The organism is Citrobacter sp. R4 (assembly GCF_026719175.1).
Taxonomy (GTDB): Bacteria; Pseudomonadota; Gammaproteobacteria; order Enterobacterales; family Enterobacteriaceae; genus Citrobacter_A; species Citrobacter_A sedlakii.
The window spans coordinates 307156-332423 of the sequence record NZ_JAPPSU010000002.1; the positions used below are offsets into that span (position 1 = coordinate 307156).

At 54.1% G+C, this 25268-nt stretch carries 22 protein-coding genes; 13 read left to right on the plus strand and 9 right to left on the minus strand.

Annotated elements, in window-relative coordinates; translation table 11 throughout:
• Nucleotides 1–531, minus strand: coding sequence for an RNA pyrophosphohydrolase (gene rppH / locus OOJ60_RS06985; protein WP_042288915.1), 531 nt, complete (start codon nucleotides 529–531; stop codon nucleotides 1–3).
• Nucleotides 532–1215: 684 nt separating this feature from the next.
• Between rppH and mutH the strand changes: the two genes are divergently transcribed.
• From mutH to OOJ60_RS07005, 4 genes are all read left to right on the plus strand, one after another.
• Entirely contained in the window at nucleotides 1216–1911 is a 696-nt protein-coding gene (mutH, locus tag OOJ60_RS06990; protein ID WP_205612301.1) for a DNA mismatch repair endonuclease MutH, read from the plus strand.
• A gap of 63 nt (nucleotides 1912–1974) precedes the next feature.
• Nucleotides 1975–2688, plus strand: coding sequence for a TerC family protein (locus OOJ60_RS06995; RefSeq protein ID WP_042288921.1), 714 nt, complete (start codon nucleotides 1975–1977; stop codon nucleotides 2686–2688).
• Between the two features lie 136 nt (nucleotides 2689–2824).
• The gene (gene ygdR / locus OOJ60_RS07000) at nucleotides 2825–3043 is read left to right on the plus strand and encodes a lipoprotein YgdR (protein ID WP_042288923.1); all 219 of its coding nucleotides are present in this window, start codon (nucleotides 2825–2827) and stop codon (nucleotides 3041–3043) included.
• A 107-nt stretch (nucleotides 3044–3150) separates the two neighbouring features.
• The gene (locus tag OOJ60_RS07005; RefSeq protein WP_205612302.1) at nucleotides 3151–4191 is read left to right on the plus strand and encodes an NADP(H)-dependent aldo-keto reductase; all 1041 of its coding nucleotides are present in this window, start codon (nucleotides 3151–3153) and stop codon (nucleotides 4189–4191) included.
• A 76-nt stretch (nucleotides 4192–4267) separates the two neighbouring features.
• Here the strand turns inward: OOJ60_RS07005 and lplT are convergent, their stop codons facing one another.
• Nucleotides 4268–5473 (minus strand): lysophospholipid transporter LplT, encoded by a 1206-nt coding sequence (lplT, locus tag OOJ60_RS07010; RefSeq protein ID WP_042288927.1) that lies wholly within the window; start codon nucleotides 5471–5473, stop codon nucleotides 4268–4270.
• The gene (gene aas / locus OOJ60_RS07015) at nucleotides 5466–7625 is read right to left on the minus strand and encodes a bifunctional acyl-ACP--phospholipid O-acyltransferase/long-chain-fatty-acid--ACP ligase (protein ID WP_042288931.1); all 2160 of its coding nucleotides are present in this window, start codon (nucleotides 7623–7625) and stop codon (nucleotides 5466–5468) included. The genes lplT and aas overlap by 8 nt, the downstream gene beginning before the upstream one ends.
• A 589-nt stretch (nucleotides 7626–8214) precedes the next feature.
• Here aas and galR point away from each other — a divergent pair.
• Nucleotides 8215–9243, plus strand: coding sequence for an HTH-type transcriptional regulator GalR (gene galR, locus OOJ60_RS07020; protein WP_042288933.1), 1029 nt, complete (start codon nucleotides 8215–8217; stop codon nucleotides 9241–9243).
• Between the two features lie 13 nt (nucleotides 9244–9256).
• Nucleotides 9257–10291: a LacI family DNA-binding transcriptional regulator gene (locus tag OOJ60_RS07025; RefSeq protein WP_199957162.1), complete on the plus strand. Its 1035-nt coding sequence runs from the start codon at nucleotides 9257–9259 to the stop codon at nucleotides 10289–10291.
• Between the two features lie 28 nt (nucleotides 10292–10319).
• Here the strand turns inward: OOJ60_RS07025 and lysA are convergent, their stop codons facing one another.
• On the minus strand, nucleotides 10320–11582 hold the full coding sequence (lysA, locus tag OOJ60_RS07030; RefSeq protein WP_042288939.1) for a diaminopimelate decarboxylase: 1263 nt from the start codon (nucleotides 11580–11582) through the stop codon (nucleotides 10320–10322).
• A gap of 117 nt (nucleotides 11583–11699) precedes the next feature.
• Between lysA and OOJ60_RS07035 the strand changes: the two genes are divergently transcribed.
• Nucleotides 11700–12635 (plus strand): LysR family transcriptional regulator, encoded by a 936-nt coding sequence (locus tag OOJ60_RS07035; RefSeq protein WP_181822587.1) that lies wholly within the window; start codon nucleotides 11700–11702, stop codon nucleotides 12633–12635.
• Here the strand turns inward: OOJ60_RS07035 and OOJ60_RS07040 are convergent.
• The gene (locus OOJ60_RS07040; RefSeq protein ID WP_205612303.1) at nucleotides 12622–13314 is read right to left on the minus strand and encodes an aspartate/glutamate racemase; all 693 of its coding nucleotides are present in this window, start codon (nucleotides 13312–13314) and stop codon (nucleotides 12622–12624) included. The genes OOJ60_RS07035 and OOJ60_RS07040 overlap by 14 nt on opposite strands.
• A 93-nt stretch (nucleotides 13315–13407) precedes the next feature.
• Entirely contained in the window at nucleotides 13408–14532 is a 1125-nt protein-coding gene (wzz(fepE), locus tag OOJ60_RS07045; RefSeq protein ID WP_205612304.1) for an LPS O-antigen length regulator Wzz(fepE), read from the minus strand.
• 413 nt (nucleotides 14533–14945) lie between these two features.
• Between wzz(fepE) and OOJ60_RS07050 the strand changes: the two genes are divergently transcribed.
• The 5 genes from OOJ60_RS07050 (at nucleotide 14946) to OOJ60_RS07070 (ending at nucleotide 19995) form a co-directional block, all read left to right on the plus strand.
• Nucleotides 14946–15272, plus strand: a complete 327-nt coding sequence (locus OOJ60_RS07050) for a cupin domain-containing protein (protein WP_042288945.1) — start codon at nucleotides 14946–14948, stop codon at nucleotides 15270–15272.
• Between the two features lie 496 nt (nucleotides 15273–15768).
• Nucleotides 15769–16659, plus strand: coding sequence for a carbohydrate ABC transporter permease (locus OOJ60_RS07055; RefSeq protein ID WP_042288949.1), 891 nt, complete (start codon nucleotides 15769–15771; stop codon nucleotides 16657–16659).
• Nucleotides 16652–17554, plus strand: coding sequence for a carbohydrate ABC transporter permease (locus tag OOJ60_RS07060; protein WP_042288951.1), 903 nt, complete (start codon nucleotides 16652–16654; stop codon nucleotides 17552–17554). Before OOJ60_RS07055 ends, OOJ60_RS07060 begins: the two co-directional genes overlap by 8 nt.
• A 12-nt stretch (nucleotides 17555–17566) precedes the next feature.
• A complete protein-coding gene (locus OOJ60_RS07065) occupies nucleotides 17567–18694 on the plus strand; it encodes an ABC transporter ATP-binding protein (protein WP_181822586.1) in 1128 nt (375 codons plus the stop codon).
• Between the two features lie 14 nt (nucleotides 18695–18708).
• Complete coding sequence (locus OOJ60_RS07070) at nucleotides 18709–19995, plus strand: ABC transporter substrate-binding protein (protein WP_060569446.1); 1287 nt, start codon at nucleotides 18709–18711, stop codon at nucleotides 19993–19995.
• 123 nt (nucleotides 19996–20118) lie between these two features.
• Here the strand turns inward: OOJ60_RS07070 and araE are convergent, their stop codons facing one another.
• From araE to kduI, 3 genes are all read right to left on the minus strand, one after another.
• A complete protein-coding gene (gene araE, locus OOJ60_RS07075; RefSeq protein ID WP_060569447.1) occupies nucleotides 20119–21528 on the minus strand; it encodes an arabinose-proton symporter AraE in 1410 nt (469 codons plus the stop codon).
• 315 nt (nucleotides 21529–21843) lie between these two features.
• The gene (kduD, locus tag OOJ60_RS07080; RefSeq protein ID WP_042288962.1) at nucleotides 21844–22605 is read right to left on the minus strand and encodes a 2-dehydro-3-deoxy-D-gluconate 5-dehydrogenase KduD; all 762 of its coding nucleotides are present in this window, start codon (nucleotides 22603–22605) and stop codon (nucleotides 21844–21846) included.
• Between the two features lie 57 nt (nucleotides 22606–22662).
• Nucleotides 22663–23499 carry a 5-dehydro-4-deoxy-D-glucuronate isomerase gene (gene kduI / locus OOJ60_RS07085; protein ID WP_042288966.1) on the minus strand — a complete coding sequence of 279 codons (837 nt, stop codon included), beginning with the start codon at nucleotides 23497–23499 and terminating at the stop codon, nucleotides 22663–22665.
• A gap of 435 nt (nucleotides 23500–23934) precedes the next feature.
• Here kduI and OOJ60_RS07090 point away from each other — a divergent pair, with 435 nt between their 5' ends.
• On the plus strand, nucleotides 23935–25110 hold the full coding sequence (locus tag OOJ60_RS07090) for an oligogalacturonate lyase family protein (protein ID WP_205612305.1): 1176 nt from the start codon (nucleotides 23935–23937) through the stop codon (nucleotides 25108–25110).
• The last annotated feature ends 158 nt before the right edge of the window (nucleotides 25111–25268 follow it).

A 25268-nucleotide genomic window follows, 5' to 3' on the forward strand; every position in this document is an offset into this window, starting at 1 on the left:
TTAACCTCTTTTACGTCGATAAGCAGGCGCGCTTTGCGGCTTCGGCGTCGCTTCCTGAAGCGCCATCACGACACTTGCGAACTCTTTCATCACCCTGCGGTAAACATCACGTTTGAATGAAACCACTTGCCGAACCGGGTACCAGTAGCTTACCCAACGCCAGCCATCGAACTCAGGTGTACTGCTGGTTTGCATGTTGATTTCCGCGTCCGCGCTCATCAACTGCAAAAGAAACCACTTTTGCTTCTGGCCGATACAAACCGGCTTTGTGTCCCAACGCACCAAACGTTTCGGTAACTTGTAACGCAACCAGTTGCGAGTAGAAGCCAGGATCCGCACATCTTTACGGCTTAACCCAACTTCTTCAAACAGTTCCCGGTACATCGCCTGTTCTGCTGATTCTCCAGGGTTGATTCCGCCTTGCGGGAATTGCCAGGAGTGCTGACCAAATCGCCGGGCCCACATGACTTGCCCCTGACGATTACAAATTACGATACCTACATTTGGGCGGTAGCCATCGTCATCAATCACCGGACTACCTCAACGTAAACCTTATATATGAATGATTGTTTCACACTCCTGACAGGCGGTAAACCATTGTGTTAGCGACCTGCGTATCTAATAACAATTGAATAACTCACAGTTAAGAACGAAGTTATAAACAGAAACTGGCATTTTTGACCGATCTTATTCACCTTTTCTGTGGATAGAGTTGTGAAAAAGTATGGAATTACTCCGGGAAAACCCAGAACAGTCTGAATAAACGCCCTGACGGGGTAAAAAAATAAATGCGGTTATTCATGCGGTTACTTCACTTATTTACCGGTTCCCCGATAAAAAAGTGATGTCCATCACACCAACGATCCTCGGGCTGATGAAAGATCGAACAGCGTCGGTTTTATCCACAGATTGTGCCAATAAGTTAAACACAATTTGTGTGAAAATTCGATTTTCCCCGCACGTCAAGGCTGTAAATGGAAACAGTAGTCGCGGTTTTTCACAGTTATCCCATCTTTCTGTGGATAACATGGTGTAAGATCCTGTTTATTTTCAGTGACCAGAATTGGAAAACCGGTTTTCATGTTGCGCAACTCACCGCTCTGTCATCTAAAAAGCACGTTAAATCATAGGATTGAACAGAAGGGGCGGAAAACGATAAACTTCTTTTCTGCGGTATAAATCCGTTGTCTATTTTTTCACCTAAGGTATCTCGCTATGTCCGCTCTCCAGCCGTTACGTTTTCCACCGGAATCAGAAACGCTGCTACTCCAGCAGGCGCAGCAGATTTCAGGCTATACGCTGGGTGAACTGGCCGCGCTTGCCGGGATGACAACGCCAAAAGATCTCAAACGCGATAAAGGCTGGGTTGGCGTTTTACTGGAGCTGTGGCTGGGAGCCAGCGCGGGCAGTAAACCTGAGCAGGATTTCGCGGCTTTAGGTGTGGAACTGAAAACGATTCCTGTAGACAGTCAGGGACGCCCCCTTGAGACCACCTTCGTCTGTGTCGCCCCGCTCACCGGCAATAGCGGCGTTACGTGGGAAACCAGCCATGTGCGGCATAAACTGAAGCGGGTGTTGTGGATCCCGGTAGAGGGCGACCGCGCCATCCCGCTCTCCTTGCGGCGTGTCGGCTCCCCTGTGCTGTGGAGTCCGGACCCGGACGAGGAGCGCCAGTTGCGTCTCGACTGGGAAGAGCTGATGGATATGATTGTATTAGGCCAGGTGGAACGAATTACCGCCCGGCATGGCGAATTTTTACAATTGCGCCCCAAGGCCGCCAACGCCAAAGCGCTGACCGAAGCCATTGGCGCGCAGGGCCAGCCAATCCTGACGTTGCCACGCGGTTTCTATCTGAAAAAGAACTTCACTCGCGCCCTGCTGGAACGCCATTTTTTGTTACAGCAGCGTTAGACTTTCGCCTGCCGTGGTAGAGGCATATAATTACCGCTTCTTTTTTTGGCAGGACTTTGCTCAATGTTATTTGCATGGATAACCGATCCCAACGCCTGGCTCGCGCTCGGTACGCTGACGCTGCTGGAGATCGTGCTCGGGATCGATAATATTATTTTTCTCTCTCTGGTCGTTGCAAAACTTCCTACCGCGCAGCGTGCGCATGCCCGACGCCTCGGTCTCGCCGCGGCGATGATCATGCGTCTGGCGCTGCTGGCTTCCATTGCCTGGGTGACACGCCTGACGAATCCGCTGTTTGAGGTTTTTGGCGAGGAAATCTCCGCACGCGATCTCATTCTGCTGCTCGGCGGTCTGTTCCTGATCTGGAAAGCGAGCAAGGAGATCCACGAATCCATTGAAGGTGAAGAAGAAGGGCTGAAAACCCGCGTCTCCTCTTTTCTGGGGGCGATCGTGCAGATTATGCTGCTGGATATCATCTTCAGTCTGGATTCGGTGATTACGGCGGTAGGGTTGTCCGACCATCTGTTCATCATGATGGCGGCGGTGGTGATAGCCGTAGGCGTGATGATGTTTGCCGCGCGTCCCATCGGCGAGTTTGTCGACAGACATCCATCCGTGAAGATGCTCGCGCTGTCGTTCCTTATCCTGGTTGGCTTTACGCTTATTCTGGAAAGTTTCGACGTTCACGTACCGAAGGGCTACATCTATTTCGCCATGTTCTTCTCTATCGCGGTAGAGAGCCTGAACCTGCTGCGAAACAAAAAGAACCCGCTGTGATCCTCCCTTTCGCTCCCTACGGGGAGCGAATGCCTTCTCCGTCCTTTCACAGATTAAGATTTTACTGCTTTCCCTGAGCATAACTTCACGTTATTACTAGACTATTATCAGACGAATGCCACGTGAGGATAAATGGATGAAAAAATGGGCAGTAGTAATTTCCGCCGTAGGACTGGCTTTTGCCGTTTCCGGCTGCAGTAGCGACTATGTCATGGCGACCAAAGATGGACGTATGATCCTGACCGACGGAAAACCGGAAATAGACGATGATACCGGTCTGGTGAGCTACCACGATCAGCAGGGTAACGCCATGCAAATTAACCGCGACGACGTTTCTCAAATCATTGAGCGTTGATGGTTGAGGTCAGCATTCACGCTGGCCTTAACAATTTTTCTTCCCTTTTTCCCTTCCCTCAGCCATTTTTATCATCCTTATGTCGTGATTATAAAAAGGAAACGGCTATGCACTATCACCTTATACCCCACAGCTCACTTGAAGTCAGTACACTGGGGCTGGGCACAATGACGTTTGGTGAACAAAATAGCGAAGCCGATGCACATGCACAGCTCAACTATGCCGTCGCGAATGGCATTAACCTGATCGACGTGGCCGAGATGTACCCGGTCCCGCCGCGACCGGAAACCCAGGGACTCACCGAAACCTACGTTGGCAACTGGCTGGCGAAACAGGGCTGCCGCGAAAAGCTGATTATCGCCTCGAAAGTCAGCGGTCCGGCGCGCAATAACGACAGCGGCATTCGGCCAAACCAGGCGCTGGACCGCAAAAACATTCGTGAAGCGCTGCACGACAGCCTGAAGCGGCTGCAGACCGATTATCTGGATCTGTACCAGGTGCACTGGCCCCAGCGTCAGACCAACTGCTTCGGCAAGCTCGGCTACAGTTGGACGGACACGGCGCCGGTGGTCTCGCTGCTGGATACGCTGGATGCGCTGGCCGAATTTCAGCGCGCCGGAAAGATTCGCTATATCGGCGTTTCCAACGAAACCGCTTTCGGCGTGATGCGCTATCTTCATCTTGCGGATAAACACGACCTGCCGCGCATCGTCACCATTCAGAACCCGTACAGTCTGGTTAACCGCAGCTTTGAAGTCGGCCTGGCGGAGGTGAGCCAGTACGAAGGCGTCGAGCTGTTGGCCTATTCCTGCCTCGCCTTTGGCACCCTGACAGGTAAGTATCTGAACGGCGCAAAACCCGCTGGCGCGCGCAATACCTTATTCAGCCGCTTTACCCGCTACAGCGGCGCGCAGACCGAAAAAGCCGTGGCGGCCTATGTGGATATCGCGAAACGTCATGGTCTGGATCCGGCGCAAATGGCGTTGGCATTCGTTCGCCGTCAACCGTTTGTCGCCAGCACCCTGCTGGGCGCCACCACGATGGAACAGCTACACGCCAATGTTGAAAGCCTGCATCTGGAATTAAGTGAAGAGGTGCTGACGGAGATCGAAGCGGTGCATCAGGTTTATACCTATCCGGCACCGTGACGATTAGCGCCCGGCGGCGTGACGCTTATCCTGCCTACAGGGACGAAGTAGGCAGGATTAAACACAGCCGCGATCTTTAGCGCGATGACGCCTGGCGACGCTGCCAAATCCACAGCGCGGCAATCGCCAGTGCGAACAGACCGCCAAACCCAATGCCGACGGCAACGACCGGGATCCCAACCCACACCGCCAGTGAGTACAACCCCAGCATCAGCAGCATCGCGCTGTTTTCCCCGAGGTTCTGCACCGCAATGGCGTTGCCCGCGCCGACGCTTCGTTTACCGCGCTCCTGCAGCAGAGCGTTCAGCGGCACCACAAAAAAACCGCCCAGAATGCCGATCAGCATCAGCAGTCCATAAGCCGGAAGCAGCGCGTGTTGCAGAGAGAAAATCAGTACGACCACGCCGATCAGGATCCCCGCAGGCATGCAGCGCGCGACGGTTTCCAGGGTAACCAGCCTGGCCGCTGCGCCAGCCCCCGCCACGATACCGATGGCAACCATCGCATTCAGGTAGGTTGGCGTGGCGTTATCGGCGATCCCCAGCGCGACCGGCACCCACAGCACCAGCAGAAAACGCAGCGTCACGCCAGCGCCCCAGAACAGGCTGGTGCCAACAAGGGAAAAACGCGTTTCGCCATTGCGCCACAGCGACGCGCAGGCGCAGAAAAAACTGCGGGTCATCTTCGCCAGATGCCAGGACTGTCCGGGACGCGCAGCCGCCAGCTTTGGAATGAACAGGTTTGCCACGACCGCCCCGGCGTAGGCCAGCGCGCAGGCGACCAGCGCGGCGATCACATGCCAGTCAGCCAGCACGCCGCCCGCCACCGAACCGAGCAGGATCGCGGCAATAGTAGAGGCTTCCATTAAGCCATTGGCCTTCACCAGCTTATCGCCGGTAGTCAGTTCGCCAAGAATGCCATATTTCGCAGGTGAATAGGCTGCCGCGCCAATCCCCACCAGCGTATAGCCGATAAACGGGTTGAAGCCGAAACAGATACTTGCCGCTCCCAGCAGTTTCAGGCCGTTGGCGAACATCATCACCCGACCTTTGGCGAAGCTGTCAGCTACCTGTCCGACAAAGGGCGCAAACAGAATGTAAGCACCCACAAACACCATTTGCAGGATCGGCTGACTCCAGTCCGGATAAAACTGCGCTTTCAGCAGCGCCAGTGTGGCAAACAACAGCGCGTTATCGCCAAACGCAGAGAGAAACTGCGCGGCAATAACCGACATCATCCCTTTCGACCAAATCGAGGTGTTAGTATGCACTGACTCACCCATGTTGTTGTTCCGCTTCATCGACCCAGCTTTTCAGCGTAACAAAATCCGGCTTACCGCTTCCCAACAGCGGCATTTGTTTCAGATAGCGGATGTCGCGCGGCACCGCCAGTTCCGGAACGCCGTGCGCCCGGGCGTACTGCTGGAGTTTGTCGCGGGTCAGTTCGCTGTCGGTAGTAAAGAGCACCAGCGCTTCGCCTTTGCTGGCGTCGCTCTTGATTGCCGTGGCGTGCATTTTTTCCGGTGAAACGCCCAACGCCACCTGTTCGACCATCTCCAGCGACACCATTTCGCCCGCAATTTTGGCAAAGCGCTTTGCGCGCCCCTGAATCTGCACAAACCCCTGTTCGTCAAAACGCACAATATCGCCGGTGTCGTACCAGCCGCGCTCCAGTTCTCCCTGCGCATTTTCCGCTGTCGGCACCTCGAGCACGCCCGGTTTTTCCACCCGCAGATAACCGTTCATGATATTCGGTCCTTTCAGCTGTAACCGTCCGCCGTCGTCAATGCCAGGCACCGCAAGCAGGCGCGCGTCCATTCCCGGCAGGATCCGCCCCACGGTGCCCGGTTTCGCCGCCATCGGTACGTTAATGGAGACCACCGGCGCGCATTCCGTCACGCCGTAGCCCTCAAGGATGCGCAGACCAAACTTATCCTGCCAGAGCTGCTTCGTGCTCTCCTGCAGTTTCTCCGCGCCGGCCACCACGTAGCGCAGGCGATAAAAATCATACGGGTTCGCAAAGCGCGCATAGTTGCCAAGAAACGTCGAGGTGCCAAACAGCACCGTACAGTTCCGGTCGTAAACCAACTCCGGCACAATGCGGTAATGCAACGGACTGGGATAAAGGAACACTTCCGCGCCAGTCAGCAGCGGCGTGAACAGCCCCACGGTCAGACCGAACGAGTGAAACAGCGGCAGCGCCGACATAAAGCGGTCGTTAGCGGTAAAATCCGCGATGGTTTTGATCTGCTCAACGTTAGCCAGCAGGCTTTTGTGGCTATGGACCACGCCCTTTGGGTGGCCCTCAGACCCGGAGGTGAAAAGGATCACCGCCGCCTCTTCCGGTTGCTGTTTCACCTGCGCCAGACGCGGCATCAGCAGGTGGGCGAAAATCCACACCTTGTCGGCGGGGGTGACGTCCGCTTTCAGGTCTTCCAGATAAACCCAGCGCACCTGAGTCAACTGCTCCGGCAGGTGCCAGAGTTTGCCTTTATCGAGGAACTGGCGGGAGGTGAAAATGGTTTTAATCTCTGCGGCGGCGATCGCGCTGCTTAGCCCTTTAACACCCGCCGTGTAGTTCATCATCGCCGGAACACGGCGACGCGAGACCGCGCCGAAAATCACCGCCGCGCTGATTGCGGCGTTCGGCAGCATCAGGCCGATCCTTTCGCCCTCCGCGCTGTATTTTTCCAGAATACGCCCGACAAACAGCGTTTTGATGAGCAGTTGCCGGTAGCTGTCCGGCTTGAAGTTGATGTCTTCAATACACTTTTTGCCCGCGCCATAGCGGTATTTTGCCGCCAGCAGCGATTCGTACAGGGTTTCACGCGGACGCACCGCCATCCGCGCTTCCATCATTTTTTGATGCAGCATTTCGCCAGCGATTCTGCGGCGATCGCGCGCACGCGGCGCGTCCGGCATCGGCAACTGGGTTGGCGGCAGGATATGAAGCTGAATGCGCGGGAAAAAACGACGTTTGACCAGCCCTTTCAGGCGGCTGAAATGGGTAAGTTCCGCGCCTTCAATACGTACCGGCACCAGCGTGGCGCCGGATTTCGCCGCGACGAATCCGGCGCCGTCGTAGATCTTCATCAGCGAACCGCTCACCGAGATACGCCCTTCAGGGAAGATCACCACCGGACGTCCCTGCTCAATCAGTCGCACCAGATGTTTGATGGCCATCGGTTTGGTGGGATCGAGAGGCACGAAATCAATCAGCGAGGTCAACCAACGCATATACCACTGCTGGCTAATCGAGGTATACACCGCAAAGACCGGGCGCACCGGCAAGAACAGCGCCAGCAGGATGCCGTCAATAAACGAAACATGGTTCGGCGTGATTAATACCCGCTCTCCGTGCAGTGCCTTCATATCGCCCGTGACGCGTACCCGATAGAGCACACGGCACAAGCTGCGGAAAAATCCAAATAGCATTTCAACTCCCTTTGCCGAGGATTCGGTTAAATAATGGTGGCAGATTACACGATTAGGGCAATGGGAGCGACACAGAAAGTCAGTACGAAAAAAAACCTGCGCATCCGCGCAGGTTGGTGCAAGAGACAGGTACGAAGAGCGTACCGAATAATCTCACCAATCAATACCTCTGGGATCTTGATTGTGGTCCGACGCTGGCCGCTTCGCCAGCAAGAAAACGCAAAGGAATGAAGGGAAATGCAACGAGTTGTGTAAATTATCGGTTACTGTTACAGAATGGCTGATGGGCAAAAAAAAACCTGCACATCTGCGCAGGTTGGTGTAAGTCATGTGGTCAACCCGAAAGTCGACGCCACCTATCAATACCTCTGGGATCATCACTGTATCAATGCGCGGCGAACGCTCGCCAGCGAACAAACGCAACAGCCTTTCGCAAAGTGTAACTAAAGGTTTGTATTGTCGGCACTGAGTCGTCTATCTCCTGGCCGTGCTCACATTTGCGGCGTTGTCGCGGGCGAACCGCTTGAACCGTCGGGCGTTTTCCGTAACACTGACAGAATGTAAGCGTTTACCCACAATAGGTACTGTCATGGCGACCATAAAGGATGTAGCCCGACTGGCTGGTGTTTCAGTCGCCACCGTTTCTCGCGTTATCAATGATTCTCCCAAGGCCAGCGAGGCCTCGCGCCTGGCGGTGACCAGCGCGATGGCGTCGCTCAGTTATCACCCCAATGCAAATGCGCGCGCGCTGGCGCAACAGTCCACCGAGACCGTGGGTCTGGTGGTCGGCGACGTGTCTGACCCCTTTTTTGGCGCAATGGTGAAAGCCGTCGAGCAGGTCGCCTATAACACTGGCAATTTTTTACTGATCGGCAACGGCTACCATAATGAACAGAAAGAGCGACAGGCGATTGAACAGCTTATCCGCCACCGCTGCGCGGCGCTGGTCGTACACGCCAAGATGATCCCGGACGCCGATCTGGTCTCATTAATGGAGCAGATGCCCGGCATGGTGCTGATCAACCGCATTCTGCCTGGCTTTGAACAGCGCTGCGTCGCCCTTGACGACCGCTACGGCGCCTGGCTGGCGACGCGTCATTTAATTCAACAGGGTCATACCCGCATCGGCTATCTCTGCTCCAATCACTCTATTTCAGACGCCGAAGATCGTCTTAAAGGCTATTACGACGCCCTCGCAGAGAGCGGAATTCCGGTTAACGACAGGCTCGTCACCTTCGGCGAGCCCGACGAGAGCGGCGGCGAGCAGGCGATGACCGAGCTATTGGGTCGTGGCCGAAACTTTACGGCGGTCGCCTGCTATAACGACTCGATGGCGGCGGGCGCAATGGGCGTACTCAACGACAACGGCGTGGAAGTGCCATCGGAGATCTCACTGATTGGTTTCGATGATGTGCTGGTGTCCCGCTACGTCCGCCCACGCCTGACGACCGTGCGTTACCCTATCGTCACCATGGCGACCCAGGCGGCGGAACTGGCGCTGGCACTGGCGGAAAAACGCCCGTTACCGGATATCACCCATGTCTTCAGCCCCACGCTGGTGCGCCGTCATTCTGTGGCCTCGCCAGCCGAAGCGGGACAACCGTCATTAAACGAGTAATCAGGAAAGCGTCATGACAACAATGCTGGATGTTTCCCGCCGCGCTGGCGTGTCGAAAGCCACCGTGTCCCGCGTGCTTAACGGCACCGGACAGGTTAAAGAGAGCACCCGACAGAAAGTTTTTAAGGCGATGCAGGCGCTGGACTACCGGCCCAACTTTCTCGCCCGTTCGCTGGCGCATCGCACCAGCAACAGCATTGGCCTGGTGGTATCGACCTTTGACGGTTTCTATTTTGGACGCCTGCTGCAACAGGCGTCCCGGCAGACCGAGTCCCACGGCAAACAGCTCATCGTGACCGACGGCCACGATACGCCGGAGCGTGAACAGGAAGCGGTGCGGATGCTGGCCGACCGCCAGTGTGACGCGATTATTCTTTACACCCGCTATATGAGCGAGAAAGCGATTCTGGCGCTGGCGGACGCCATCCCGATGCCGTTGGTGATCATCAACCGGGAGGTGGCCCTGGCCCGTGAGCGCGCAATCTTTTTTGAACAGGAAGAGGCGGCGTTTCAGGCGGTCGATTACCTGATCTCGCAGGGGCATCGGGAGATCGCCTGCATTACCGTACCCGGCCATACGCCGACCGGAAAGTCACGTCTGCGTGGCTATCGTAAAGCACTGGAGAAAAACGGAATCGCCTGGGATCCGGCGAAAGTGAAGTATGGCGACGCCAGCATGACCCGCGGCTACGACGCCTGTCATGAACTGCTTGCGGAAGGGATTAAATTCAGCGCCCTGTTCGCCTGTAACGACGATATGGCGCTGGGCGCATCCAAGGCGCTGCATCAGGCCGGGTTACGCATCCCTCAGGATGTGTCGCTGTTTGGTTTTGACGATGCCCCGAGCGCAAAATGGCTTGAGCCGGGGTTATCCACAGTTTATTTGCCCATCGACACCATGATCACCACCGCCATTGACCAGGCGATCCGCATGGCGAACGGCGAAGCGGTGGCCCCTATCCCACCGTTTACCGGCACATTAGTGCTGCGCGATTCGGTGACGACCGGGCCGTATTTTACCGGCGGCAGCCAGCCGCAGGCCGGATAACGCGCTTGCGCCGCCTCCGGCATGCGCCTCAGATGCGTTCCAGCGCCAGCAGTTCGTCTATTGTCTGCCGACGCCTGATCAGCCGCGCCTGGCCGTTATCAAATAACACTTCCGGCAGCAGCGGGCGGCTATTGTAGTTCGACGACATCGACGCGCCATAGGCTCCCGTATCATGTAACACCAGGTAGTCACCGGGGACAACCGCTGGCAGCGCGCGAGTTTCGACTTTCCCGCCCTCCTGTTGGGTAAAGACATCCCCGGATTCACACAGCGGCCCGGCGACCACCGTTTCCACTTGCGGCGCGTTGGCAAGCGAGCGTCCGTCTGCCGCCAGCGCGGAGATGTGATGATAACTGCCGTACATCGCCGGGCGCATGAGATCGTTAAAACCCGCGTCCACCAACACAAAATGACGGCTGCCCATCTGTTTCACACTGCGCACCTGGGTCACCAGCACGCCCGCCTGGGCGACAAGAAAACGTCCCGGCTCGATCTCCAGTTTTACAGGGTGTCCGAGGTGGCGGGCGATTTGCTCACGCGCGGCGTTCCACAGGCCAAAATAGTGCTGCGTGTCCACGGCTTCTTCGCCATCGTGATACGGAATCGACAGCCCGCCCCCCGCGGAGATCGCCTGCAGATCCTGGCCAAAATCGATCACCTGACGCACCATCGCTCCACACACCTGTTCCAGGTGGCCGTAATCCACGCCGGAACCGATATGCATATGGATGCCGACCAGTTTCAGCTGATGGCGCTGCATGACGGCCAGCGCCTCGGGCAAATCGCTATGCCAGATACCGTGTTTACTGTTTTCGCCGCCAGTGTTGGTTTTTTGGCTGTGACCGTGACCAAAGCCCGGATTAACACGCAGCCAGACGCGATGCCCCGGCGAGACCTGACCAAGCTGGTCCAGCATGTCGACGGAACCGGCATTCACCGGGATGCTGAGTTCGCTGACGCGCGACAGCGTCGCGTTATCAATCACATCGGCGGTAAAAACGATATCGTCCGGATGCGTCTGCGGATCGTAACCCGCAGCCAGCGCGCGCTCGATCTCGCCTAATGATACCGAATCCACCTTCACGCCCTGCTCACGCATCAGACGCAGAATATGAATATTCGAGCAGGCTTTCTGCGCGAAGCGGACAACATCAAACTGTTGCAGCGCGGCAATCTGGCGGCGAACGATCTGCGCGTCATACACCCATACCGGGCAGCCAAACTCGGCGGGCAGCCTGAGCAGGTTTTCAGCGGTCAGGTCGGTATCAGAGGCATTAAGAGAATGTGGCATTTCAGGCTCCGGACATCATGTTTTTACGGATTACGCCACATCCTGAAGACAATAAAAAATATCGTTTCATACGTATTCTATGCAAAACTGATATGGATTCACTTCAGCGGGATGATTATGGCCAGCGTTAACTTACGTCACATTGAAATTTTCCATGCGGTGATGACCGCCGGGAATCTCACCGAGGCTGCACGGTTGTTGCATACCTCACAGCCGACCGTCAGTCGCGAACTGGCGCGCTTTGAAAAGGTGCTTGGGCTTAAGCTGTTCGACCGCACCCGGGGGCGTCTGCATCCGACGGTTCAGGGATTGCGATTGTTCGAAGAGGTGCAGCGTTCCTGGTATGGGCTGGATCGCATTGTCAGCGCGGCGGAAAGCCTGCGTGAATTTCGCCAGGGGGAACTGTCGGTTGTCTGCCTGCCGGTCTTTTCCCAGTCGCTGTTGCCTGCGCTGGTCCAACCGTTTCTCGCGCGTTACCCGGACGTAAGCCTGAATATTGTGCCGCAGGAGTCGCCGTTGCTTGAGGAATGGCTCTCTGCCCAACGCCATGATCTGGGATTAACGGAAACCCTGCACACCCCGGCGGGCACCGAGCGGACGGAATTATTCTCGCTGGACGAGGTGTGCGTACTGCCGTCGGGGCATCCGCTGGCGGAAAAACCCGTGTTAACGCCGCAGGACTTCCACGGCGAGCGCTATATTAGCCTTTCGCGCGCCGACAGCTACCGCCAGTTACTCGACGCGCTGTTTAACGAACATCAGGTTAAACGACGCATGGTTGTGGAAACGCACAGCGCGGCGTCGGTTTGCGCGATGGTGCGCGCCGGTGCAGGTCTGTCTATCGTCAACCCGCTTACCGCGCTGGATTATGCCGCAAGCGGCGTGGTGGTTCGCCGGTTCAGTATCAGCGTGCCGTTTACCGTGAGCCTGATTCGTCCTCTTCATCGCCCTTCGTCAGCGCTGGTGGACGCGTTCAGCCGCCATCTGCAAACCGGTCACGCCCTGTTTACCCGGGCGCTGGAAAAAATTTCCGCGCCGGTTATGACAGCATAAACGCGACGGCGTCCGCGGCGTGAATGGCGGCGGTGTCAAACACCGGAACGGGGCTTCTTTCGGCGGGGACCAACAGGCCAATCTCCGTACAACCGAAAATCACGCCCTGCGCGCCCTGAGACGCCAGTTGCTCAATGACCTGCACATAATAGTCGCGTGACGCGTCGCTAAACTGTCCGAGGCACAGCTCATCAAAAATGATGGTGTTGATCTTCGCGCGATCTTCCGCCTCCGGCACCAGACATTCGATGGCAAACTGCTGTTCCAGACGTCCACGGTAAAAATCCTGCTCCATCGTGTAACGCGTCCCCAGCAGCGCCACGCGACTCAGTCCTTGCGCTGCAATCGCGCGTCCGGTCGCATCGGCAATATGTAAAAAAGGCAGCGTACAGCGTGACTCAATGGCGTCCGCCACTTTGTGCATCGTATTGGTACATAAAACGATCCCTTCTGCGCCCGCTTTTTGCAGACCCAGCGCCGCATCGGCCAGCATCTCGCCCGCTTTATCCCATTCACCGCGTTGCTGACAGGCTTCAATGTCGTGAAAATCAACGCTATGCAGCAGCAGGCTGGCGGAATGAAGGCCACCGAGGCGCTGTTTGATCCCTTCATTGATCAAGCGATAATAAGGGATGGTTGATTCCCAACTCATACCGCCTAACAGTCCAATTGTCTTCATAACCTGCTCCTTTATCAGTGAGGAAAAACCGGGAAAGTAAACCATAAAAAAAGCGGCTGTTAAGCCGCCTTCATAGTGACAAGTCTCGCAACGTTATTCCAGTACCGGCATCATCTGCGCCGAACGCGATTTGATCGCTTCACGAAGCAGCACGCCGCCGCAGGCAAACATCCCGCCAAGCAGCATGGCGAGCGTGATAATCATCAGCCTGCCCGGTCCGTCTTTTCGGATCGGCAAAGAAGGCGACATCTGGTATCTGAACGGCGCAAATTTCACGTCATTGAGGCTGACCTGTTGCAACTGACCCAGCAGATACTCACGGTTCTTAAAGTCTGCGTTCAACTCTGCGACATCTTGTAGGGATTCTTCAATCTGCAATTTTCTGGCGATACCGTTAGCGCCCAGCGTAACGGAGTAATCGGGATCGTCTTTTACCGCCTGGCCGTTACTGAACACCGGCTGCTTGATACCCGCCGCGTTGGCCACCTCAAGCGAATAGCTCAGACGCTGCAAATTGGTGTTATGCGCATTTGTCAGGCGGACGTGATCCAGCGCCAGTTGCTCTTTCATGATCCGCGTTTTTAACTCCAGCGCATTGCGCACATTTTGCATGGTTTCTTTCTGCACAATCGCGGAAACCCAACCGATATACCCGTCAAGGACGGTTTGCGCATCTTTCGCCGTGGGCGCAGTAAAACTTAATGTCCAGGCGTCATAAGGCGTTTTGTCGGCATTTTTTGCCGTCGCATTGTTCGTCACTTTTAGCTTTTCGGATACGTTGACCACGGCGCGATGTAAGGCCAACGGATCAATATCCGCGTCTTTCAATTGGCCCATGACATAAGGCGAAGTTTTAAGATACTCCTCAAGCAACGACTGCGACTGGAGCTTTTTAATAAACAGATTAAACACATCGCCCCGCGAGATGTTTATTTCGACGCCCAGTATCTGTAAATCTGCCAGCGTTTGCCGCAGGTCATACCATTGCGTTTGCTCTGCCGGGGTGACAACAGACTGGCTGGTCCATTTTTGCGGTAAAAGCCATGAGACTGCCGCGCCTAACAGCGCACAGGCGAAAACAACGGCAATAATATGATTTTTAGCGGAAAAGAGGATTTCGACGAGTCTCAGCAGATCGATCTCGTTTTGCCTGACCGCAGGCGGCGCGTAGTCGGCAAAATTAAGTTCCGTATTTTTCTTTATATCTATTGTCGACATATCGGTTCTTCTGATCTTATTAAAATGAAATATAAGCATAAAATGTCACTGACGACGCTTATCATATAAGAACATAAGATTTTTCTGAACAAAATCTTTATAAATTTGCTACCTCCCCACCATTATTGGCAGTATTTCAAGATTGACTTTCAAATAAAGTCAATCTATGTATAGCGCCGCTCACCCCGTGTATTTCTGACCAGCCCGATACGAGCCTCGCTGTTATATGGGTTAATATCCTGACTTATTCAAAATTAATCGCCGTTTTAGCTTTTCCCGGCGCATGGAATTCCTTAACGGCGAGGCACAAACTTGTGATCCACTTTCCACTTCGTTCCGACAGCCGTTTTCTTTTTCGGCTGGCTGCGCTAATTTAAATGAAACACCGTTTCAAACATTAACAGGATCCGTGCATGTTTATTTTTCATAAAGAGACAACGCTGGAAGATCTGGGCAATGGCGTCACCCGCCGGATTCTCGCCCATGACGGCAAAATGATGGCTGTAGAGGTCAACTTTGAAGAAGGGGCCGTGGGCCCGCTGCATAACCATCCCCATGAACAGTTGACCTATGTCCTGTCAGGCGAGTTTGAATTCACCATCGGCGACGAAAAGCACGTCGTCAGCGCAGGGGATACCCTTTACAAAAAGCCTCACGTAATGCACGGCTGCGTTTGTCTCAAGCCTGGCACGTTGCTCGATACCTTCACGCCAGTGCGTGAAGACTTCCTGAAAGCGTAAGCCCGGCCGTCATCGTCCAGCAGCCGACGCAGCTCACAAACCTTCCTGCGGGAAGGTTTTTTTTGCCTCCTCGCCCACAAATTAGTTCACTAATAATTGCTAATAATATTAGTTTTTATAACCTTGAGGCGCGTCCGGTTTCCGCAAATGTCGATAGCGCAGCGGCAATCATGACGTATTTATGTCAATTATGATGAGCATCTCACCTATTTGAAACACCGTTTCGACTTTGATCACATTTCCACCATTATGTGAATGACGGCGAAACAAATAGCAATAAAATAAATTAAAACGATGTTTTACAAATCAAGAACAGCGGTTCATTTAATCGAGCCGCGCTGAAGGTTGAGATTAATAAAGTATTCTAAATCAGTGACTAACAAGGAAGGCTGACAGAACGAATACGCAGAGAACACAGGCGACTACGCCGTCTTGACCGGGCGTGGTCGGTAACATCCGGTTCCATTTTTTACTAATCATCGTCAGGTAGGTCGCTATGAATGAAAACAGGATGCTTGGGCTGGCATGGATATCACCCTATATCATCGGGCTGATTATCTTTACCGCCTTTCCGTTCGTTTCATCTTTCTTCCTCAGTTTTACTGAGTACGATTTGATGAGCCCTCCGGTGTTTAACGGAGTGGAGAACTATCGCTATATGTTTACCGAAGACACGCTGTTCTGGAAATCGATGGGCGTGACCTTTGCCTATGTCTTTTTAACGATCCCCTTAAAACTGGCCTTTGCGTTAGGGATTGCGTTTGTTCTGAACTTTAAATTACGCGGCATTGGCTTTTTCCGCACCGCCTATTATATCCCGTCGATTCTCGGCAGCTCCGTGGCTATCGCCGTATTGTGGCGCGCTCTGTTTGCTATTGACGGTCTGCTGAATAGCTTTATTGGCGTATTTGGATTCGACCCAGTGAACTGGCTCGGCGAACCGTCGCTGGCGCTGATGTCCGTTACCCTGCTGCGCGTCTGGCAGTTTGGCTCAGCGATGGTGATCTTCCTCGCGGCGTTACAGAACGTACCGCAGTCACAGTATGAAGCGGCAATGATCGATGGTGCGTCAAAATGGCAGATGTTTATGAAAGTGACCGTACCGCTGATTACGCCGGTGATTTTCTTCAACTTTATTATGCAAACCACCCAGGCGTTCCAGGAGTTTACCGGCCCGTATGTCATCACCGGCGGCGGTCCGACCTACTCCACCTATCTGTTCTCGCTCTACATCTACGACACCGCGTTTAAATACTTTGATATGGGCTACGGCGCAGCGCTGGCCTGGATCCTGTTCCTGGTCGTTGCGGTGTTTGCCGCCATCGCCTTTAAGTCGTCGAAATACTGGGTGTTCTATTCTGCCGATAAGGGAGGCAAAAATGGCTGATATTCAGGAAATTACATCAGCACAGAGCGTGGCTGAACGTGAAGTGGCGCGTACCCTGCGCCGTGAGAAAATCAACGCCACCGTTCGCTACATCATTCTGCTCTTCGTCGGCCTGCTGATGCTGTATCCACTGGTGTGGATGTTTTCGGCGTCGTTCAAACCGAACCACGAGATCTTCACCACCCTGAGTCTGTGGCCCGCGCACGCCACCTGGGACGGTTTTGTGAACGGCTGGAAAACCGGTACGGAATACACCTTTGGCCATTACATGCTGAATACCTTTAAGTATGTCATCCCGAAAGTGATTTTGACCATTATCTCTTCCACCATCGTGGCCTACGGCTTTGCCCGCTTTGAGATCCCGTGGAAGAAATTCTGGTTCGCTACCCTTATCGCCACCATGCTGTTGCCGAGCACTGTATTGCTGATCCCGCAGTATCTGATGTTCCGCGAAATGGGCATGCTGAACAGCTATATGCCGCTGTACCTGCCGCTGGCCTTCGCCACTCAGGGGTTCTTCGTCTTCATGCTGATCCAGTTTTTGCGCGGGGTGCCGCGTGATATGGAAGAGGCGGCGCAGATTGACGGCTGTAACTCCTTCCAGGTGCTGTGGTACGTGGTGGTGCCCATTCTGAAACCGGCGATTATTTCGGTTGCGCTGTTCCAGTTCATGTGGTCGATGAACGACTTTATCGGGCCGCTGATCTATGTCTACAGCGTGGATAAATATCCGATCGCACTGGCGCTGAAAATGTCCATCGACGTCACCGAAGGCGCTCCGTGGAACGAAATTCTGGCAATGGCGAGTATCTCCATTCTGCCATCCATCATCGTCTTCTTCCTGGCACAGCGCTACTTCGTACAGGGCGTGACCAGCAGCGGAATTAAAGGTTAAGAGGGAAATACCATGGCTGAAGTGATTTTCAACAAACTGGAAAAGGTGTACTCCAACGGCTTCAAAGCGGTACATGCTATCGACCTTAAAATCGCCGAAGGGGAATTTATGGTGATCGTCGGCCCATCCGGCTGCGCCAAATCCACCACCCTGCGAATGCTGGCCGGGCTGGAGACCATCAGCGGCGGTGAAGTGCGCATCGGCGATAAGATCGTTAACAATCTGGCGCCAAAAGAGCGCGGTATTGCGATGGTGTTCCAGAACTACGCGCTTTATCCGCACATGACGGTGCGCGAAAACCTCGCCTTCGGCCTCAAGCTAAGCAAGATGCCAAAAGATCAGATTGACGCGCAGGTGAATGAAGCCGCGAAGATCCTCGAACTGGAAGAGTTGCTTGACCGTCTGCCGCGCCAGCTTTCCGGTGGTCAGGCGCAGCGTGTGGCGGTTGGCCGGGCGATTGTGAAGAAGCCAGACGTATTCCTGTTCGACGAGCCGCTGTCGAACCTCGACGCCAAGCTGCGCGCCTCTATGCGCATCCGCATTTCCGACCTGCACAAGCAGCTAAAGAAATCAGGTAAACCAGCGACCACGGTTTATGTCACGCACGACCAGACCGAAGCGATGACCATGGGCGACCGCATCTGCGTGATGAAGCTCGGACATATCATGCAGGTCGATACGCCGGATAACCTTTACCACAAGCCGAAAAACATGTTTGTGGCGGGCTTTATCGGCGCGCCGGAAATGAACATTCGCCCCAGTAAACTGGTGGATGAAGCGGGACGTCTGGCGCTGACCATTGGCAACGAAACGCTGCCCCTGAGCGAAACGCTGCAGGAAAAAATTTCCGCCAGCCAGGGACAGGACGTGTTTTACGGTATTCGCCCGGAATTTGTCGCGCTTTCTGACGAGCCGTTTACCGAAGGAAGTTGCAGCGGTGAGATGGTGCGCGTGGAAAACATGGGACATGAATTCTTCGTCTACCTGAAGGTGTCTGACTACGAGCTGACCGCCCGCATTCCTTCGGATAAAGCTAAACCGATGATTGAAAAGGGACTTCATCGTAAGGTGTATTTCACGTTCGACATGAATAAGTGTCATATCTTTGACGCAAAAACTGAACAGAACATCTCTCTCTGACTGGAGTTATAAAAATGAAAAAAGTGCTTTTAAGCGCCGCTATCTCCGCTACCCTGGGTCTGACTGCTATGCCTTCTATGGCGCAAAACGTCGATTTACGTATGTCCTGGTGGGGCGGCAATGGCCGCCATCAGGTGACGTTGAAAGCCCTCGAGGCGTTCCACAAGCAAAACCCGGATATCAACGTTAAGGCGGAATATACCGGTTGGGACGGTCACCTGTCGCGTCTGACGACGCAGATTGCGGGCGGCACTGAGCCGGACGTGATGCAGACCAACTGGAACTGGCTGCCGATCTTCTCGAAAACCGGTGACGGCTTCTACGATCTGAACAAAATGAAAGAGGTGATCGACCTAAGCCAGTTCGATCCGAAAGAATTACGTTCGACCACCGTGAACGGCAAGCTGAACGGCATTCCGATCTCCGTGACCGCCCGCGTATTCTATTTTAATGATGAAACCTGGAAAAAAGCGGGTGTCGAATACCCGAAGACCTGGGATGAACTGATGGCGGCGGGGAAAGCGTTCGAGAGTAAACTGGGTAAGCAATATTATCCGGTGGTGCTTGAGCATCAGGATACGCTGGCGCTACTGAATTCTTATATGATTCAGAAATACAACATTCCTGCGGTCGATGAGAAAACCAAAAAATTCTCTTACAGCAAAGCGCAATGGGTGGAATTTTTCCAGACCTATAAAAAGCTGATCGACAGTCACGTGATGCCGGACACCAAATACTACGCGTCATTTGGTAAGAGTAACATGTACGAGATGAAGCCGTGGATTCAGGGTGAATGGGGCGGTACCTATATGTGGAACTCCACCATCACCAAATACTCTGACAACCTGAAGCCACCGGCGAAGCTGGAGCTGGGTAATTACCCGATGCTGCCGGGCGCGACCGATGCGGGTCTGTTCTTTAAACCGGCGCAGATGCTGTCAATCGGTAAGTCCACCAAAAACCCGGAAGCAGCAGCGAAACTGATCAACTTCTTACTGAACAGTAAAGAGGGCGTCGAGACGCTGGGACTGGAGCGCGGCGTGCCGTTGAGCAAAGCGGCAGTCGCGATCCTGACTCAGGATGGCACTATCAAAGAGGACGATCCGTCGGTAGCGGGCCTGCGTCTGGCGCAGTCTCTGCCGGCGAAACTGACCGTATCGCCATACTTTGACGATCCGCAGATTGTTGCGCAGTTCGGCACCTCTTTGCAGTATATCGACTACGGTCAAAAAACGGTGGAAGAAACGGCAGCGGACTTCCAGCGCCAGGCCGAACGTATCCTGAAACGCGCGATGCGTTGATATCAACCTGCCGGGTGGCGGCTTCGCCTACCCGGCCTACAAATTGTGCGTTGATGTAAAACGCGCGCCAGTGCCTGCAATAATCGGTAGGCCCGGAAAGCACAGCGCCACCGGGCAATAACCTCACACCCCAATATTTCTTAACTTCTCACCGGCCATCAGCTTACGTTCAATATGTTCCAGGGTGACGTTTTTGGTTTCCGGAATCAGCCAGAAGGTAATGCCGATAAACGCCACGTTCAGCGCGGTATAAAGCCAGAAGGTGCCCGCAGCGCCGATGCTGTCGAGCAGGGTCAGGAAGGTTGCGCCGATAATCATGTTCGACACCCAGTTCGTGGTGGTTGAGCAGGTAATACCAAAGTCGCGGCATTTCAGCGGCTGAATTTCCGAACACAGGATCCATACCACCGGCGCGGCGCTCATCGCATAACCGGCAATACACATCATGGTCATGCCCACGGAAAGCCAGGACAGGCCGCTTGAGGCTGTGCCGTTATCAAACTGCATCAGGCAGTAACCCAGCACCAGCGTACCGAGCGCCATCACACTGAAGCCGATTTTCAACGCCGGTTTACGTCCGGCTTTATCAACGGTGAACACGGCAATAAAAGTAGCGAACATAAAGGTCAGACCGACCACCAGCGTGGCGATCATCTGCTGTTCGGTAGTGGTAAAACCCGCCATTTTAAAAATGCGCGGCGCGTAATACATGATGATGTTCATACCGGTAAACTGCTGCATCGCCTGCAATAACATGCCAAGGAACACCGCCCGGCGCACATTACGGTTGACCCTGAACAGTGCCCAACCGCCCTGCTTCAGCTTCAGGCTTTCCCGAATCTCATTTAGCTCCTCGCGGGCTTTTTCCGACGTATCACGCAGCATACGCAGTACTTCTTCGGCTTCAATATGACGACCTTTTTGCGCCAGCCAGCGCGGACTGTTAGGCAGAAAAACAACCAGCACGATCAGCACTACTGCCGGCAGCGCCAGCACGCCCAGCATTGCGCGCCAGTTGCCACTGTAGCTGAACGCAGTATCGGATAAAAACGCCAGCACAATGCCCAGTGTAACCATCAGTTGATACATGCTGATCATCTTGCCGCGTACATGTTCACTTGCCATTTCAGACAGATAAAGCGGCGCCGTGTACGAGGCGATCCCTACGGCGACGCCCAACACCACGCGCGCGACGATCAGTATCTCTACGCTGGTGGCGAACGCCGAACCCAATGAACCGACGACAAAGAGGATCGCCCCGGCCATCAGGCTGTATTTACGCCCCAGCCGGAAGGAGAGCCAGCCATTGAACAACGCGCCAATCGCCGCGCCGAGCATCATGCTGCTGACCACCCACTCCTGCAGGCGACTGGTCAACACAAAGTGATCGGTGATAAACGGCAACGCGCCGGCAATCACCCCAATATCCAGGCCAAAAAGCAAACCCGCCACGGCAGCCGAGACGGACACAAACAAGTTCATGCGGCGCGTATCGCGCAGCGTTAAAGCAGAGTCATTATTGATTGAGACCATTTTTTCCTGCCACAACAGAGTAAGACATGATCAAAAAGTACGGTATTCGTCAGCGAGGTGTCAGGCAGGAAACGGCATAAACATGGACGAAATGGCTACGCAGTAGCGTTATGTGATGGACATTACACTTTCAAAAATATTTGTTTATCTGGCTGGATTTTATATCTTTATGATTATTAATGCTTTTAATAAATAAAAATGAAAACTGCCCGTGTGGCGTATGGATTAATGACTAATCTGAGTATGGACTATGCTCACGAAGTGATAAAAAAAACCCTGCCAGAAGGCAGGGTTTTAGCGGGCACGCCAGACGGATTAACGCGCCAGCCAGCCGCCGTCAACCGCGACGGTATAGCCGTTGATATAATCAGATGCGCTGGAAGCCAGGAAAACCACCGGCCCCATCAGATCGCTTGGCAGACCCCAACGACCCGCCGGAATACGGTCGAGAATTTCCGCGCTACGCTGTTCATCAGCGCGCAACTGCTGGGTATTGTTGGTCGCCATATAGCCAGGGGCGATCGCGTTCACGTTGATGTTGTGCTTCGCCCACTCGTTCGCCATCAGACGGGTCACGCCCATCACGCCGCTTTTTGACGCGGTATAAGACGGTACGCGAATGCCGCCCTGGAAGGAAAGCATCGAAGCGATGTTAATGATTTTGCCGCCGTTGCCCTGCGCGATGAAATGCTTCGCCGCAGCCTGAGACATAAAGAACACGCTCTTAATGTTCAGGTTCATCACGTCATCCCAGTCTTTCTCGCTGAAGTTGATCGCATCTTCGCGACGGATCAGACCGGCGTTGTTTACCAGAATATCGATATGACCGAATTCAGCCACCGCGCGCTCCAGCAGCGCCGGAATGCCGTCGATCTGACGCAGGTCAGCGGTCAGGCTTAAAAAGCGACGTCCCAGCGCAGTAACGCGTTCGATCGTTTCCGTCGGTTCAACGATGTTAATCCCGACGATATCGCAGCCCGCTTCCGCCAGGCCGAGCGCCATGCCCTGGCCCAGGCCGGTGTCGCAACCGGTCACTACCGCGACTTTACCTTCGAGTGAGAATGCATTCAAAATCATTGTAAATCCTTAATATTATTCATGCCTGTCACGGACAGGCGTTGTACGCGCCCGCGACTAGCGGAGATCTTTTACCGCAACGTGATCCATGTCATCGAAGACCTGGTTCTCACCCACCATTCCCCAAATGAAGGTATAGGCTTTGGTACCCACCCCGGAGTGAATCGACCAGCTCGGAGAAATGACCGCCTGCTCGTTGTGCATTACGATATGGCGAGTTTCCTGAGGCTGACCCATCATATGGAAGACGCAGGTGTCTTCTTCCATATTGAAATAGAAGTACACTTCCATGCGGCGTTCATGCGTGTGACACGGCATGGTATTCCACAGGTTACCCGGCGCCAGTTCGGTAAGCCCCATGCTGAGCTGGCAGGTTTCCAGCACATCCGGCACGAAATATTTATTAATAGTGCGGCGATTGCTGGTGAGATTGTCACCGAGCGTGACCGGCGCAACATCGGCTGGCGTCACTTTTTTGGTGGGGTATGTGGTGTGTGCCGGAGCGCAGTTGTAGTAGAACTTGGCGGGCGTAGCGCTGTCGACGCTGGCGAAAACCACTTCCTTCGCCCCTTTGCCGACATACAGCGCGTCGCGATGGCCGATTTCGTAGCACTGGCCGTCAACGGTAATGGTGCCCGCGCCGCCAATGTTGATCACGCCCAGTTCACGACGCTCAAGAAAGTAGGTCACACCCAGTTGTTTACCGACTTCGCCGCCGACAGACACCGTTTTCGCCACAGGCATGATGCCGCCAACGATAATGCGGTCAATGTGGCTATAAACCATGGTGTATTCGTCAGCCACGAACACTTTCTCAACTAAAAACTCTTTGCGTAGCCCCTGGGTATCCAGTGTTTTGGCGTGCGCGCTGTGAATACTTTGTCTTACGTCCACATTTACCTCCAGTATGAACCGAGCCGGAATTCCTGCACGGAGAGCGAAACGCTGTTCCGTTTTACATTATGGCTCATGATATCCCTCCGGGAACGGCTTTTCAATTACAAATAAAACATCGTTTCACTTTTTCTGCATGTTATTATCAAAAGTGTAAGTGCGATCACGCTCGTTTTCTGAAATTGCGTCACAGTTTAGAAAAATCCTATTTAAAAACAAAAGGCTATATAGGGAGTGGTAAATATACCCCCCTCGTTGATTCCCTAAGTCCGTGAAATCCATCCGCTTTATTTTTGCTTTTTCGAAGTAAAGTGCGCTGTCAATCACATACAATGAAACAGTGTTTTGATATTTTGATACTCGCTTTTTAAACCTATCATAAATCTGGGTACTGCCGCGGGTCTTTTCCCCCGCCACGGTAAAAAGGAGTGCATCATGGCTAAAGGCATGCGGGTCAAACTGAACTATGAGGTCAGTCGCGATCCGGATACAGGCGTGGAAGTTACGCGTCTGACCCCACCGGAAGTAACGTGTCACCGAAACTACTTTTATCAAAAATGTTTCTTTAATGACGGTAGCCACCTGCTGTTCGCTGGGGAGTTTGACGGCCACTGGAACTACTATTTACTCGACATTGCAAAAGCCGAGGCCGTTCAGTTAACCGAAGGCGCGGGCGACAACACCTTTGGCGGCTTTTTATCTCCGGATGATAGCGCGCTGTATTACGTGAAAAACGATCGTACGCTGTTTGAAGTCAATCTCAGTACCCTGGCCGAGCGTGAAGTGTATCGCGTACCGGATGAATGGGTCGGCTATGGCACCTGGGTGGCAAATAGCGACTGTACGAAGCTGGTCGGCATTGAGATTGCCAAACGCGACTGGACGCCGCTGAACGACTGGAAAATCTTCCACGACTTTTTCCATAAAGGTCCACACTGTCGCTTGCTGCGGGTGGATCTGAGAAGTGGAGAAAGCGCGGTCATTCATGAAGAAAAGATCTGGCTGGGCCATCCGATCTATCGCCCCTTTGACGACAATACCGTCGCGTTTTGCCATGAGGGACCACACGATCTGATCGACGCGCGGATGTGGCTGGTTAACGAAGAGGGTAGCAATATCCGCAAAGTGAAAGATCATGCAGAAGGCGAAAGCTGCACCCATGAGTTCTGGGTGCCAAACGGCTCCGCGTTGGTGTATGTTTCCTATCTGAAAGGGCAGCAGGGACGCACAATTTCCAGCTATAACCCCGACACCGGCATCAATGAAGACATTATGTCAATGCCAGCCTGCTCGCATCTGATGAGTAACTTTGACGGCACGTTGCTGGTCGGCGATGGCTCCGGTACGCCGGTAGACGTCAAAGACACTGGCGGATACACCATTGATAACGACCCCTATTTATATGGCTTTGACGTGGCGAATAAAGCCTATTTCCGGATTGCCCGTCACGATACCTCCTGGGCGACAGTCGCTAACAGCCGCCAGGTAACCCACCCGCATCCGTCGTTTACTCCGGACGATCGCGCGGTATTATTCAGCTCTGACAAAGACGGCAAACCGGCGATTTATCTCGCCAGACTGCCCGAACAACCGGAATTATTGCGACTGTGAGATTGAGCGCCTGTTCCGCAGGCGCGACCTGTGTGCTTCTGTAACTGGCCTTGCCCTCCTCCTGGAGGGCTTTTTTTATGGCTGACTTTGCTGAATGTTCGATGGGTTTATTTCGCGGTGATGCCTGGCGCCCCCGGCAATAACGAAAAAACCCCGGC